This window comes from Streptomyces sp. TLI_053, assembly GCF_900105395.1.
In the GTDB taxonomy this organism is placed as follows: domain Bacteria; phylum Actinomycetota; class Actinomycetes; order Streptomycetales; family Streptomycetaceae; genus Kitasatospora.
Genome location: NZ_LT629775.1, coordinates 3,063,005 through 3,077,839, shown reverse-complemented (window position 1 = coordinate 3,077,839; position 14,835 = coordinate 3,063,005). Strand labels below are relative to the sequence as shown.

At 72.5% G+C, this 14,835-nt stretch carries 10 protein-coding genes; 3 read left to right on the top strand and 7 right to left on the bottom strand.

Going from position 1 to position 14,835, the window contains the following annotated elements:
• Nucleotides 1–282: 282 nt before the first annotated feature.
• The 7 genes from BLU95_RS11985 to BLU95_RS11955 form a co-directional block, all read right to left on the bottom strand.
• Nucleotides 283–1,485, bottom strand: a complete 1,203-nt coding sequence (locus BLU95_RS11985; protein ID WP_093860008.1) for an acyl-CoA dehydrogenase family protein — start codon at nt 1,483–1,485, stop codon at nt 283–285.
• Nucleotides 1,486–1,643: 158 nt separating this feature from the next.
• Nucleotides 1,644–2,147 (bottom strand): MaoC family dehydratase, encoded by a 504-nt coding sequence (locus BLU95_RS11980; protein ID WP_030305811.1) that lies wholly within the window; start codon nt 2,145–2,147, stop codon nt 1,644–1,646.
• Nucleotides 2,148–2,169: 22 nt separating this feature from the next.
• Nucleotides 2,170–3,129, bottom strand: coding sequence for an HpcH/HpaI aldolase/citrate lyase family protein (locus tag BLU95_RS11975; protein ID WP_400745948.1), 960 nt, complete (start codon nt 3,127–3,129; stop codon nt 2,170–2,172).
• Nucleotides 3,130–3,149: 20 nt separating this feature from the next.
• A complete protein-coding gene (locus BLU95_RS11970; RefSeq protein ID WP_093860007.1) occupies nt 3,150–5,177 on the bottom strand; it encodes an ethylmalonyl-CoA mutase in 2,028 nt (675 codons plus the stop codon).
• 9 nt (nt 5,178–5,186) lie between these two features.
• Nucleotides 5,187–6,557: a crotonyl-CoA carboxylase/reductase gene (gene ccrA / locus BLU95_RS11965; RefSeq protein ID WP_093860006.1), complete on the bottom strand. Its 1,371-nt coding sequence runs from the start codon at nt 6,555–6,557 to the stop codon at nt 5,187–5,189.
• A 377-nt stretch (nt 6,558–6,934) separates the two neighbouring features.
• A complete protein-coding gene (locus tag BLU95_RS11960; RefSeq protein ID WP_093860005.1) occupies nt 6,935–7,855 on the bottom strand; it encodes a TetR family transcriptional regulator in 921 nt (306 codons plus the stop codon).
• A gap of 179 nt (nt 7,856–8,034) precedes the next feature.
• The gene (locus BLU95_RS11955) at nt 8,035–9,810 is read right to left on the bottom strand and encodes a 3-hydroxyacyl-CoA dehydrogenase family protein (protein ID WP_093860004.1); all 1,776 of its coding nucleotides are present in this window, start codon (nt 9,808–9,810) and stop codon (nt 8,035–8,037) included.
• A 517-nt stretch (nt 9,811–10,327) separates the two neighbouring features.
• On the opposite strand from BLU95_RS11955, the gene BLU95_RS11950 reads away from it, so the two are divergent.
• The 3 genes from BLU95_RS11950 (at nt 10,328) to BLU95_RS11940 (ending at nt 14,719) form a co-directional block, all read left to right on the top strand.
• Complete coding sequence (locus BLU95_RS11950; RefSeq protein WP_093860003.1) at nt 10,328–11,806, top strand: type I glutamate--ammonia ligase; 1,479 nt, start codon at nt 10,328–10,330, stop codon at nt 11,804–11,806.
• A gap of 3 nt (nt 11,807–11,809) precedes the next feature.
• The gene (locus BLU95_RS11945) at nt 11,810–12,928 is read left to right on the top strand and encodes an amidohydrolase family protein (protein WP_197698752.1); all 1,119 of its coding nucleotides are present in this window, start codon (nt 11,810–11,812) and stop codon (nt 12,926–12,928) included.
• A gap of 303 nt (nt 12,929–13,231) precedes the next feature.
• Nucleotides 13,232–14,719: a S8 family peptidase gene (locus BLU95_RS11940; protein WP_093860002.1), complete on the top strand. Its 1,488-nt coding sequence runs from the start codon at nt 13,232–13,234 to the stop codon at nt 14,717–14,719.
• Nucleotides 14,720–14,835 lie beyond the last annotated feature (116 nt).

Below are 14,835 nucleotides of genomic sequence, written 5' to 3'. Positions count from 1 at the left end.
CCCGCTCCGGTTCCCAAGGGACCGGGCGAAGCTGGTGACTCATGTCTCAACGCTGCCCGGCCGGTCCTCCCGGACTGCCCGTCGGGGGCGCGGGACGGTGTGCCGGAGCGGCCGCAGGGCGTGTGACAGCAGCTGTACGCCCTGCGGCCGCTCCGGAGCGGCCGTGTCGTCCCCGGGGCGGACCAGGCCTCCGGGGCGGGACACGGCGCGGTGCCGGGACGGGCCCGCACGCCCGTCGTCCGGCGGTCTCGCGGGCCGGCCGCGAGCCCCGCAGCGGGGTGCTCAGCCCGCGATGCGGTACTCCTCGAGCAGCCGGCGTCCGATGATCATCTTCTGGATCTCCGCAGTACCTTCACCGATCAGCAGCATCGGGGCCTCCCGGTAGAGCCGCTCGATCTCGTACTCCTTGGAGAAGCCGTAGCCGCCGTGGATGCGGAAGGCGTCCTCGACGACCTCCTTGCAGTACTCGGAGGCGAGGTACTTCGCCATGCCCGCCTCGAGGTCGTTGCGCTCGCCGCTGTCCTTCTTGCGGGCGGCCATGACCATCATCTGGTGCGCGGCCTCGACCTTGGTGGCCATCTCGGCGAGCTTGAACTGGATCGCCTGGTGCTCGGCGATCTTCTTGCCGAAGGTGGAGCGCTGCTGGGCGTAGGAGATGCCCAGCTCGAAGGCGCGGCGGGCGACGCCGCAGCCGCGCGCGGCCACGTTGACCCGGCCGACCTCGACGCCGTCCATCATCTGGTAGAAGCCCCGGCCGGGGACGCCGCCGAGGATCCGGTCGGCCGGGATCCGGACGTCCTGGAGCACCAGCTCGGTGGTGTCGACGCCCTTGTAGCCCATCTTCTCGATCTTCCCGGGCACGGTGAGGCCGGGGACGGTCGGGTTGGCGCCGAAGCCCGGCGTCTTCTCGACCAGGAAGGTGGTCATGTTCTTGTACGGGGTGGAGCCGCCCTCGTCGGTCCGGCAGAGCACCGCGACCAGGCTGGAGGTGCCGCCGTTGGTCAGCCACATCTTCTGGCCGTTGAGGACGTAGAAGTTCCCGTCCTTCACACCCTTGGTACTGATCGCCGCGACGTCGGAGCCGAGGCCGGGCTCGGACATCGAGAAGGCGCCGCGGATCTCGCCGGCGGCCATCCGCGGCAGGAAGTGGTCCTTCTGCTCCTGGGTGCCGTGCGCGTTGATCATGTGGGCGACGATGAAGTGGGTGTTGACGATGCCGGAGACGGACATCCAGCCGCGGGCGATCTCCTCGACCACCAGCGCGTAGGTCAGCAGCGACTCGCCGAGGCCGCCGTACTCCTCGGGGATGGTCAGGCCGAAGAGCCCGAGCTCCTTCATGCCCTCGACGATCGCCGTCGGGTACTCGTCCTTGTGCTCCAGCTCGGTCGCGACCGGGATGATCTCCTTGTCGACGAACTCGCGCACGGTGGCGAGGATGTCCCGCTGGATCTCGGTGAGGCCGTCGGTCTGTGCGAGGCGTCCCATCGTGCGGCTCCTGTCATGCCTGGAAAAACGAGGGTGGGGGAAGTGGACGGGGGCTCCGCGGGCGTGGCTCCGCGGAGCCCCCGTGAACCGGTGCGGGGCACGGCCGATGACGGCGGCCGGGCCCGTCCGGGGTCCTGGGGGCGGGGCTTCGAGAGGGCTCAGGCGAGCGGCGTCGGCCGGGCGGGCTGCTCGCCGCCGCGCGCCTCGATGTACGTCGCGGTCGGCACCATCACCTTGCGGCGGAAGACGCAGACGACCGTGCCGTCCTGCTTGTAGCCCTTGGTCTCGACGTACACGATGCCGCGGTCGTCCTTGGACTTGGACGGCCACTTGTCGAGCACGGTGGTCTCGCCGTAGATCGTGTCGCCGTGGAAGGTCGGCGCGACGTGCCGCAGCGACTCGATCTCCAGGTTGGCGATCGCCTTGCCGGAGACGTCCGGGACGGACATGCCCAGCAGCAGCGAGTAGATGTAGTTGCCCACCACCACGTTCTTGCCGAAGTCGGTGGTCCGCTCCGCGTAGTTGGTGTCCATGTGGAGCGGGTGGTGGTTCATGGTGAGCAGACAGAAGAGGTGGTCGTCGTACTCGGTGACCGTCTTGCCGGGCCAGTGCCGGTAGACGGCGCCGACCTCGAACTCTTCGTAGGTGCGTCCGAACTGCATGATCGACGGCTCCTGACCGGTCTCAGGCCTGCGGGGGCTCGAACGTGGAGGTGCGCTTCATACCGGCCGCGCGGCCCTTGCCGGAGACGACCAGCGCCATCTTGCGGCTGGCCTCGTCGATCATCTCGTCGCCGAGCATCGCCGAGCCCTTGAAGCCGCCGGCCTCGGAGGTGCACCAGTCGTAGGCGTCGAGGATCAGCTCGGCGTGGTCGTAGTCCTCCTGGGAGGGCGAGAAGATCTCGTTGGCGGCGCCGATCTGGTCCGGGTGCAGCACCCACTTGCCGTCGAAGCCCAGCGCGGCGGCGCGGCCGGCCACCTCGCGGTAGCCCTCCTGGTTGCGGATCTGGAGGTAGGGGCCGTCGATCGCCTGGAGGTCGTTGGCGCGGGCGGCCATCAGGATGCGCATCAGGATGTAGTGGTAGGCGTCGGCCGAGTAGCCGGGCGGCTGCTCGCCGACCACCAGCGACTTCATGTTGATCGAGGCCATGAAGTCGGCCGGGCCGAAGATGATGGTCTCCAGCCGGGGCGAGGCCTGGGCGATGGTGTCGACGTTGATGAGGCCCTTGGCGTTCTCGATCTGCGCCTCGATGCCGATCCGGCCGACCTCGAAGCCCATGGTCTTCTCGATCTGGGTGAGCAGCAGGTCGAGCGCCTTCACCTGCTCGGCGTCCTGGACCTTCGGCAGCATGATGCAGTCGAGGTTCGTGCCGGCGCCCTCGACCACGGTGATCACGTCGCGGTAGGTCCAGTGGGTGGTCCAGTCGTTGACCCGCACGACCCGGGTCTTGCCGGTCCAGTCGCCGTTGTTCAGGGCGTCGACGACGGTGTGGCGGGCGCTCTCCTTGACCAGGGGGGCGCAGGCGTCCTCCAGGTCGAGGAAGACCTGGTCGGCCTGCAGGCCCTGGGCCTTCTCCAGGAAGCGCGGGTTGGAGCCCGGCACGGCGAGGCAGGAACGGCGCGGGCGGAGGCGGTTCTGGGACAAGGGGGTGGTTCCTTCCGGGGTCAGCTGGTCGTCGTGGCCGGGGCCGGCGTCCAGGGCTGGAGCCTGTTGGCCAGCCGGATCTCGTCCACGATCCGGCCGATGATGGTCGTGATGCCGAAGTCCTTCGGGGTGAACACGGCGGCGACGCCGGCGGCCCTGAGGGCCTCGCCGTCCGCTGCCGGGATGATGCCACCCACGATCACCGGGACATCCTCCACCCCGGCCCGGCGCAGCCGGTGCAGCACGTCCGGCACCAGCTCGGAGTGGGCGCCGGAGAGGATCGACAGGCCCACGCAGTGGACGTCCTCGGCGACGGCGGCGGAGACGATCTGCTCCGGGGTGAGCCGGATGCCCTGGTAGACCACCTCGAACCCGGCGTCGCGGGCCCGGACGGCGATCTGCTCGGCCCCGTTGGAGTGCCCGTCCAGGCCGGGCTTGCCGACCAGCAGCCGCAGCTTGCCGGCGCCGAGTTCGGCGGCGGTCGCGGCGACCGCCTCGCGGACGGCCGCCAGCTCGCCGCCGGGCTCGGCCGGGACCGCGACCGGGGCGCCGCCGACGCCGGTGGGCGCGCGGTACTCGCCGAACACCTCGCGCAGGGCGAAGGCCCACTCGCCGGTGGTGACCCCGGCCCGGGCGCAGGCCAGGGTGGCCGGCACGAGGTTGGCGGTGGTGCCGGCGACGGCCTTGAGCTCCGCCAGGGCGCTCAGCGCGGCCGCCTCGTCGCGCTGACCGCGCCAGGCCTCCAGCGCGGTCAGCACGGACTGCTCGGAGGCCGGGTCGACGACCATGATCGCGGTGTCGAGGTCGGCCGTGAGCGGGCTCTCCTCGGTGGTGTCGAAGCAGTTGACCCCGATGATCTTGTCCTCGCCGGACTCGATCCGGGCCCGGCGGGCGGCGTGCGAGGCGACCAGGTTGGACTTCAGGTAGCCGGACTCGACGGCCGGGATGACCCCGCCCATCCCCAGCACCTTGGCGATCTCGGCCTCGGCGCCCGCCAGCAGCGCCTCGGTCTTGGCCTCGATCACCTCGGAGCCGTTGAAGATGTCCCCGTACTCCAGCAGGTCGGACTCGAAGGCCAGCACCTGCTGGATCCGCAGCGACCACTGCTGGTCCCACGGGCGGGGCAGGCCGAGCGCCTCGTTCCAGGCGGGCAGCTGGACGGCGCGGGCGCGGGCGTCCTTGGAGAGCGTGACGGCGAGCATCTCCAGCACGATCCGCTGGACGTTGTTCTCCGGCTGGGCCTCGGTCAGGCCGAGCGAGTTGACCTGCACGCCGTAGCGGAACCGGCGCTGCTTGGGGTCCTCGATGCCGTACCGCTCCCGGGTGACCTTCTCCCAGAGCCGGCCGAAGGCCCGCATCTTGCACATCTCCTCGACGAACCGCACCCCGGCGTTGACGAAGAAGGAGATCCGGGCGACCACCTCGCCCATCCGCTCGGCCGGCACCTGGCCGGAGTCGCGGACGGCGTCCAGCACCTCGATCGCGGTGCACATCGCGTAGGCGATCTCCTGGACCGGGGTGGCCCCGGCCTCCTGGAGGTGGTAGCTGCAGATGTTGATCGGGTTCCACTTCGGGATGTTCCCGACCGTGTAGGCGATCATGTCGGTGATCAGGCGCACCGAGGGGCCGGGCGGGAAGACGTGCGTCCCGCGCGACAGGTACTCCTTGACGATGTCGTTCTGGGTGGTGCCGGTGAGCTTGGCGATGTCCGCGCCCTGCTCCTCGGCGACCACCTGGTAGAGCGCCAGCAGCCACATCGCGGTGGCGTTGATCGTCATGGAGGTGTTGGTCTGCTCGAGCGGGATGCCGTCGAACAGGGTGCGCATGTCGCCGACGTGGCCCACCGGCACCCCGACCCGGCCGACCTCGCCGCGGGCGAGGATGTGGTCGGAGTCGTAGCCGGTCTGGGTCGGCAGGTCGAACGCCACCGAGAGGCCGGTCTGCCCCTTGGCGAGGTTCCGCCGGTACAGCGCGTTGGAGTCCTCGGCCGTCGAGTGCCCGGCGTAGGTGCGCATCAGCCAGGGCCGGTCGCGCTTCTGGTCGGTCATCGGGTCGCCTTAGATGTCGCGGCTCGGCTGGATGGTCCGCTCGGTGACCTCGCGGAAGAGGTTGATCGCGGGCAGGTGCTTGGCGCGCAGCTCGGCGTCGCGCACGCCCAGGCCCTCCTCGGGGGCGAGGCAGAGCACGCCGACCTTGCCCTGGTGCCGGTTCTGGTGGACGTCGAGCGAGGCCTGCCCGGTCTGCTCCAGCGGGTAGACCTTGGACACGGTCGGGTGGATCTTGCCCTTGGCCACCAGGCGGTTGGCCTCCCAGGCCTCGCGGTAGTTGGCGAAGTGCGAGCCGACGATCCTCTTGAGCGACATCCACAGGTAGCGGTTGTCGTACTGGTGCATGTAGCCGGAGGTGGAGGCGCAGGTGACGATGGTGCCGCCCTTGCGGGTGACGTAGACGCTGGCGCCGAAGGTCTCCCGGCCGGGGTGCTCGAAGACGATGTCGACGTCCTCGCCGCCGGTCAGCTCGCGGATCCGCCCGCCGAAGCGCTTCCACTCGCGCGGGTCCTGGTTCTGCTCGTCCTTCCAGAACCGGTAGCCCTCGGCGGAGCGGTCGATGATCGCCTCGGCGCCCATCGCCCGGCAGATGTCGGCCTTCTCCGGGCTGGAGACCACGCAGATCGGGGTGGCGCCGCCGGCCAGCGCGTACTGGGTGGCGTACGAGCCGAGGCCGCCGCTGGCGCCCCAGATCAGCACGTTGTCGCCCTGCTTCATGCCCGCGCCGTTCTGCGAGACCAGCTGGCGGTAGGCGGTGGAGTTGACCAGGCCGGGGGAGGCGGCCTCCTCCCAGGTCAGGTGGGCGGGCTTGGGCATCAGCTGGTTGGTCTTCACCAGGGCCAGCTGGGCCAGGCCGCCGAAGTTGGTCTCGAAGCCCCAGATCCGCTGCTCCGGGTCCATCATCGTGTCGTTGTGGCCGTCCGAGGACTCCAGCTCGACGGACAGGCAGTGGGCGACCACCTCGTCGCCCGGCTTCCAGGCGTTGACCCCGGCGCCGGTGCGCAGCACCACGCCCGCCAGGTCGGAGCCGAGCACGTGGTACGGCAGGTCGTGGCGCTTGGTGAGCGGGGAGAGCCGGCCGTAGCGCTCCAGGAAGCCGAAGGTGGAGACCGGCTCGAAGATCGAGCTCCACACGGTGTTGTAGTTCACCGCGCTCGCCATCACGGCGACCAGGGCCTCGCCCGGGCCCAGCTCGGGCAGCGGGACGTCGTCGAGGTGGAGGGACTTGCGCGGGTCCTTGTCGCGGCTGTCGAGGCCCGCGAACATCTGCTCCTCGTCCTTGTGGAGCGTGACCGCCCGGTAGGACTCCGGCAGCTTCACGTTGGCGAAGTCCGCCGAGGTGCTGTCGGAGCTGAGGATCGCGTCGAGGATTTCCTTCATGGCTGCCTCCGAAGGCGTACCTGTGTGAGGGCACAGGGCGTCTGGGGGAGCCGGGAGCGGACACCGGCTTCGCTGAACGGGGTGGTGGGTGTGGGTGGCTGGTGGGCCGGGGTGGCTGGTGGGCCGGTTATGCGGTGGGTCGCCCCCGGGGTCGGGGAGCGCCGGTACGACGGCGCGCCGAGGTGGGGAGCCGCGGCGCCGCGACTGGTGGGTAACAAGGTAGTGGCACCCTGTGCCACTCGTAAAGACACGCGGTGCCACCAATTCGGACGGATCGGCGGCACCTCCGGAGGGCTCGCGGAGGGCATCGAAAAGGCCCGTGCCGACACTCCGGCACGGGCCCTCGAATCCCTTGTGACCTGCGAAAACTCCTGCGGTCAGGCCTGCTTGACGCCCTCCAGGGCGGCCCGCACGGCATCCACCACCAGCTCCAGCGGAGCGTCCGTCCGGGTGACTGTGATGAGTACCTCACCTCCAGCGGTGGCACTCGGTGCGCGCGAGGTCGAGGCCTCCGCCTCCGCCCCACTGGCACCCGGTGCCACCACGGCACCGCGCCGCCGCGCCCCCGGCGCGCTGGAGCCCCAGAAGGTCTGCCGGATCACCTCGAAGGAGTGGTCCAGCTGCGCCTCCACGTCGCCCCGCCCGCCGGCCCGCAGCCAGCGCCGCAGGACGTGGTTGTGCGCCGCGACCACCGCCGCCGCCGACACCTCGGCCAGCATCGAGTCGTCCTCGCCGCCGTGCTGCCAGCCCGCGGGGATCTCCCCGGCGGTGTCGAACCGGCCCAGCAGGTAACGGGTGAACAGCCGCTCGTAGCGGGCCACCACGGCGATCTCCCGCTCCCGCAGCGTCGGCACCTGGCGGATCAGCTGGTACCTGGCCACCGAGACCCCGGGCGTGGAGGCGTACATCCGCAGCACCTCCTTGATGCCCCGGCAGACCACGTCCAGCGGGTGCTCCTCCGGCTCGGCGCTGGCCAGCAGGTCGGCGACCCGCACCAGGGTGTCGTCGTGGTCCGGGAAGATCGCCTCCTCCTTGGACCGGAAGTACCGGAAGAAGGTCCGCCGGGCCACCCCGGCCGCCGCGGCGATCTGGTCGACCGTGGTCTCCTCGTAGCCCTGCGAGGCGAACAGCTCCATCGCGGCGGTGGCCAGGTCCTGGCGCATCTGCTGGCGCTGGGCCGCCGCCCGGCGGCTGCCCTGGCCCCCCTCCGAGCCCGTCCCGGCCGGCCGGCCGTCACGCGCCGGCGCGGACTGCTGCGGGGCCGACTGCTGCGGGGAGACTGACTGAACCCGATCCATGCCCGGAACGCTACACGCCCCCGGCGCCGGAGCAGGGGGCCTTGCCCGGCGGACCGGGGCGACCGGTCCGCCCACCGCCGGTCTCGGCCAGTGCGCGGACACCGAACCTGCCCCCCAGCCGGCCCGCTCCGCGCGGAACGGCGGCCGGTCGGGAGCTCCCCCGTAGGACGGCGGCGTGGTCATCGGCGCGCGTGGTCGCGGAAACCGCGGCCGGTCTTGCGGCCCAGGCAGCCCGCCGCCACCAGGTGCTCCAGCAGCGGCGCCGCGGCCAGGCCCGGCTCGCGGAACTCCTGGTGCAGCACCTGCTCGATGGTCAGCGAGACGTCCAGGCCGACCACGTCCAGCAGCTCGAACGGACCCATCGGGTAGCCGCAGCCGAGCTTCATCGCGGTGTCGATGTCGTCCACCGTCGCGTAGTGCTCCTGGAGCATCCGCACCGCGTCGTTGAGATAGGGGAAGAGCAGCGCGTTCACGATGAAGCCGGCCCGGTCCCCGCACTCCACCGGGTGCTTGCGGACCTTCGCGCACAGCTCCAGCACGGTCGCGGTGACCTCCGGCGCTGTCAGCACCGTGGAGACCACCTCGACCAGCCGCATCGCCGGCGCCGGGTTGAAGAAGTGCATGCCGACCACGTCCTGCGGCCGCCCGGTGGCCGAGGCGCACGCGACCACCGGCAGCGAGGAGGTGGTGGTGGCCAGCACCGCGCCCGGCTTGACGATCGCGTCCAGCGCGGTGAACAGCTCGCGCTTGACCGCGAGGTCCTCGGCCACCGCCTCGACCACCAGGTCCACGTCCGCCAGCTCGCCGTACTGCCCGACCGGCGTCACCAGGCCCAGGGCGGCGTCCCGCTGCTGCTCGGTCAGCCGGCCCTTCGCCACCGAGCGCTCCAGCGACCTGGCCAGCTGGGCCTTGGCCCGCTCGGCCTTCTCCAGGCTCCGGGCGGCCAGCAGCACGGGGTACCCGGCCTTGGCGAACACCTCGACGATGCCGGTCGCCATGGTGCCCGAGCCGCAGACGCCGATGCTGCGCACCTCCCGGCCGGACACCCCCGGCCGGGCCGGGCCGGCGGTGGTGTCGACGGCCCGGGAGGAGCCGGGCGCCTCGTAGGTGTAGAAGCCGCGGCCGGTCTTGCGGCCCAGCAGTCCGGCCGAGACCAGCTGGCCGAGGATCGGCGCGGGCGCGTGCAGCCGGTCCCTGGACTGCTCGTACATCGCCTCCAGGACGGTCCTCGCGGTGTCCACGCCGATCAGGTCGAGCAGGGCCAGCGGCCCCATCGGCAGGCCGCAGCCCAGCCGCATCGCGGCGTCGATGTCCTCCCGGGTGGCGTACCTGGACTCGTACATCGCGGCGGCCTGGTTCAGGTACGCGAAGAGCAGTCCGTTGACCACGAAGCCGGCCCGGTCGCCGGCCGCCACCGGCTCCTTGCCGAGGTCCCGGGCCAGCGCCGCGGCGTCCTCGGCGACCTGCGGGGCGGTGAGCACGGTGCGCACCACCTCGACCAGCTTCATGGTGTGCACCGGGTTGAAGAAGTGCAGCCCGAGCACCCGGTCCGGGCGGGCGGTGGCGGCGGCGATCCGGGTCACCGAGAGCGCGGTGGTGCCGGTGGCGAACACGGTCTCGGCCGGGCAGATCCGGTCCAGCGCCGCGAAGACCTCCCGCTTCAGCTCCAGCTGCTCGGGCACCTCCTCGATCACCAGGTCCGCCTCGGCGGCGGCCTCCAGCGCGTGGCCGACGGTGAGCCTGGCGAGCAGCCCGGCCCGCTCCTCGGCGGTGAGCCGCTCCCGGGCCACCGCGTGCGCGGTGGACTCCTCGATCCGGGCCAGGGCCCGGGCGGCGGAGTTCTCGTCGGCCTCGATGCCGATCACCCGGCGGCCGCTCCTGGCGACCGCGACGGCGACGCCGGTGCCCATCGTGCCGAGTCCGACCACGGCGACCGTGGGGAAGGGACGCTCCATCTGTCCTGACTCCTTGTCATGGAAGGCCCGCGCGCGCTCCGGAGGGCGCGCCCCCGGAACGAGGGCGCGCGCTCCGCAGGAGGGTCCGCGCGCGGTGCGGGGGGATGACGGTTGCGGCCACCGCGCAGCCGCCGGTCCGCTCCGGCGGTGCTGCGGGTGTGCCGTGGTACTCAGGCGCTCGGGGTGAAGGAAGCGGCTCTGAACACAGAGGAGAGAAATCCGGCCCCGGCCGCGATCCGCGGCACCGGCCGGTGAACGAACGCACCGTCGTCCGCCGTCGGCCCCGCGGTTCCCGGCGCGGCGGACGGCGCCCCGCCGGTGCGGCTCCCGAAGCCCGGCAGTGGTGCGTGCGGACACTGTAGCGAAGCTACCGGCGAGTAGGAAGGGGGTGGGGGACAGGAGTTCCGCTGCTCACGACCGGGTGATCACCCGTGCGGGTGAGGTCGTGGACGGACGTCCGTTCGGACCACCCGATAGGGGAGTTACGCGGCCCGGCGGGGCTGGGAACCATGGGGGCATGACCACTGGAACCGTTGCCACGGACCGACCCGAGCCCGCCGCCGGGTCCGCCGCCCGACCCGCCCCCGGCCCGGCCGGGCACGTCGAGTCCGGTGCCGGCGCCGTGCTGCCGCCGCGGGCGGACCGGGCCGAGCGCGGCGAGCGCGCGCGGGCCGCCGCCGACCGGCTGCGGGGCTCCGGGGTCGAGGCGGTCGCCGTCACCTGGGTGGACAACGCCGGCATCGCCCGGGTCAAGGCGGTGCCGCTCGGCGGCCTGGTGCACGCGGCGCAGTGGGGCGTCGGCGCCGCCCCCTGCTTCGACGTCTTCCTGGCCGACGACTCCGTCGTCACCAGCCGGCTGATCGGCGGCCCCACCGGCGACCTCCGGCTCTACCCCGACGTCGAGCGGATCGTCCCGCTCGCCGCCCAGCCCGGCTGGGCCTGGGCCCCGGGGGACCGCTACACCCAGGGCGGCGCCCCGCACCCCGGCTGCCAGCGGCTCTTCGCCCGCCGGGCGGTGGCCGCCGCGGCCGAGCAGGGCCTGGCCCTCAAGGCCGGGATCGAGATCGAGTGGGTGGTCGCGCTGGCCGGCCCGGAGGGGGAGGAGCCCCGTTACCCGACGGCCGGCCCGGCCTACGGCATGCAGCGGCTCACCGACCTCTCCGACTACCTGCGCGACGTCCTCCGCGCCCTCGGCGAGCAGGGCCTGACCGTGCTCCAGATCCACCCCGAGTACGCGCCCGGGCAGTTCGAGGTCTCGGTCGCCCCGGAGGGTCCGGTCGAGGCCGCCGACACCTCGGTACTGGTCCGGCACACCGTCCGGGCCGTCTCCGCCCGGCACGGTCTGCGGGCCTCCTTCGCCCCGGCGGTCGAGGCCGGCGGGGTCGGCAACGGCGGCCACCTCCACCTCAGCCTCTGGCGCGAGGGGCACAACCTCGCGCACGGCGGCCCCGGCCCGCACGGGCTGACCGCCGAGGCCGAGGGCTTCCTGGCCGGGGTGCTCGGCGCGCTGCCCGAGCTGCTGGTGCTCGGCTGCTCCAGCCCGGCCGGCTATCTCCGCCTGGTCCCCACGCACTGGGCCGGGGCCTACCAGTGCTGGGGGCTGGAGAACCGCGAGGCCGCGCTCCGCCTGGTCACCGGCTCCACCGGCGAGCGGTCCTCCGCCGCCAACGCCGAGATCAAGTGCTTCGACGCCACCGCCAACCCGTACCTGGCGGTCGGCGCGGTGATCGCCGCCGGCCTCGCCGGGCGGGAGCAGCGGCTCGCGCTGCCGCCGGAGTCCACCGGGGACCCTGCCCTGGCCGAGCCCGGCACCTTCCCCCGGCTGCCGACCGGCCCGGCCGAGGCGCTGGCCGCCTACCGGGGCTCCGCCGTGCTCCGGGAGGCGCTCGGCGATCCGCTGTTCGAGGCGGTGCTGGCCGTCCGTCAGGCCGAGGCCGAGCAGTACGCGGACGCGGCACCCGAGCAGCTGGCCGCCGCCACCCGCTGGCGGTACTGACCGGTGCCCCCGCCGGACGTCCCCGCGCTGGTCGACCACCACTGCCACAGCGTGGTGACGGCCGAGCTCGACGACGACGCCCTGGCGGGGCTGCTCACCGAGTCCGACCGCCCGCCCGCGCCCGGCACCTCGCCCTTCGACAGCGCGCTCGGGCTCGCCGTCCGCCGCTGGTGCCCGCCCGCGCTGGGGCTGCCCGCGCACGCGCCCGCCGAGGAGTACCTGGCCCGGCGGCGCGAGCTGGGCGCCCCCGAGGCCACCCGGCTGCTGCTGGCCGCCGCCGGACTGGACACCTGCCTGGTGGACACCGGGCTGACCGAGGCCGCCGGCCGCCCGCTGCTGTCGCTCGACGGGTTCGCCGGGGCCGCCGGCGCCCGGGTGCGCGAGGTGGTCCGGATCGAGCCGGTCGCCGAGGCCGTCACCGCTCCGCCCGGCGACTGGGCGCGGGCGGTGCGCGAGACACTGGCCGCCGCGGCCGCCGGCGCCGTCGCGCTCAAGTCGGTGGTGGCCTACCGGGCCGGCCTCGCGGTGCCCGCGCGGCGGCCCTCCCCGGCCGAGGTGACGGCGGCCGCCGCCGCCCGGGAGCACGCCGGCGGCGGCCGGCTGACCGACCCGGTCCTGCTGCACGAACTGCTCCACACCGCCCTGGAGGTCTGCGCCGGGCTGCGGCTGCCGCTCCAGCTGCACACCGGCTTCGGCGATCCCGATCTCACCCTGCACCGGGCCGACCCGTCACTGCTCGCCGACTTCGTGCGGGCCGCCGAGCCGTCGGGCGTCCCGCTGGTGCTGCTGCACGGCTACCCCTACCACCGGCAGGCCGCCTGGCTGGCCCAGGCCTTCCCGCTGGTGTACACCGACCTCGGGCTGACCGCCTCCTACGTCGGCCCGCGGGCGTCGGCGGTGCTCGGCGAGATGCTGGAGCTGGCGCCGTTCGGCAAACTGCTGTTCTCCACCGACGGCTACGGCCTGCCGGAGCTCCACCTGGTCGGCGCGGCGCAGTTCCGCCACGGCCTTGGCTCCCTGCTGGCCGGCTGGCGTGCCGACGGCGCCTGCACCGCGGCCGACGCCGAGCGGCTGGCCCGGCTGGTGGCGGCCGACAATGCCCGTCGACTGTACGCGATCTGAGTATCCGCCGCGCCGTCGTGGCGGCCATCCGCCACTGGCCGCTTTCGGCCGCCCCGGATGCCTGTTCCCCCGTCGGTGCGGCTGACTAGGATCCCCGCCAGCGAGGTCTGCGTCTTTTCCGATCATTTGATCGGTCGCCCCTGCCCAGCAGGACCGGAGTCATACCTTCCGCCGGTGGACGACTTGTGACGATTAGATGTCTACCTCTTGCGGATTGCAACACTTGTTCACTAGCGTCCCGATCATTCCAAGCGCATCTGCCAACCGCAGCTGCAGCATGACGACTCGGGAGGGCCAACCCCTATGAGTGTTCCTCGGATCAGCCGGACCCGGATCGCGGCGGTGGGCGTCGTCCTCGCCACCGCCGGAGCCCTCGCGCTCCCGGCCGGCAGCGCCTTCGCCGCCGGGGCGGAGACGACCACCGGTCCGCTGCTCAGCTACGTCGTCAACACCAAGGCCAACCACGGCCAGGTCCAGAAGGTCGAGACCGCGGTCAAGGCCCTCGGCGGCACCGTCGTCTACTCCTACGAGCAGATCGGCGTGGTGATCGCCCGCTCGACCGACACCCAGTTCGCCGCCAAGCTGCGCAAGGCGAAGGCCGTCGAGTCGGTCGGCGCCAGCCGCACCAAGGGCATCACCGCCTCCGAGGACAAGGTCGCCGAGGTCGCCGCCGCCCCGACCGCCGCCCCCGCCGCCGGCGAGGAGCCCTACTGGGCCAACCAGTGGGACATGCGTCAGATCGGTGTCGACAAGGCCCACAAGCTGTCCCTCGGCAGCAACAAGGTCACCGTCGGCGTGCTGGACTCCGGCATCGACGGCACCCACGAGGACCTCGCCGCCAACGTCGACGCCTCGCAGTCGGTCTCCTGCATCGACGGCGGCAAGCCGAACACCGCCTGGGACGCGTGGCAGCCGGGCGTCGACGGCGCCCACGGCACCCACGTGGCCGGCACCATCGCCGCCGCCAAGAACGGCAAGGGCATCGAGGGCATCGCCCCGAACGTCAAGCTCGCCGCGGTGAAGGTCGTCGACGACGGCGGCTTCATCTACCCGGAGTACGCCATCTGCGGCTTCGTCTGGGCCGGTGAGCACAAGTTCAAGGTCACGAACAACAGCTACTTCGTCGACCCGTGGATGTTCAACTGCCAGAACGACGCGGACCAGGCGGCGATCACCACCGCCGTCCGCCGCGCCGTCGAGTTCTCGCAGCGCAAGGGTGTCCTCAACGTCGCCGCCGCGGGCAACGAGAACATCGACCTGGCGCACAAGACCAAGGACGTCGCCAGCCCGGACGACACCACCCCGGTCGAGCGCCCGATCACCCAGGACTGCCTCAACCTGCCGACCGAGCTGGACGGCGTGGTCTCGGTCTCCTCCGTGGGTGTCAACGGCGACAAGTCGTACTACTCCAGCTACGGCAAGAACAAGGTCACCGTGGCCGCCCCCGGTGGCGACCGCATCTACCAGGTCCCGAACACCCCGGACAAGAACGGCCGCGTGCTGTCCACCATCCCGGGCGGCGGCTACGGCTACATGCAGGGCACCTCGATGGCCTCCCCGCACGCCGCCGGTGTGCTCGCGCTGCTGGCCGGCACCTTCCCGTGGGCCAGCCCCGAGGAGCTGACCGAGCTGCTCACCAACCAGGCCGAGTCGCACGCCTGCCCGTCGGGCCCGTACAACCCGGGCGGCACCGGCACCTGGGCCGCCACCTGCGAGGGCGGCGCGGACGACAACGGCTTCTACGGCGCGGGCATCATCAACGCCGAGAAGGCGGTCCAGTGGTGGCGCTGAGCCACGGCTGACCGGCTGCTGAACCCCTGAGTCGCCGGACGGGGGCGGGACACGAGTCCCGCCCCCGTCCGCGTGCCCGGGTCCTGCGCGCCAGGGTCCTGCGCGCCCGCGGACGC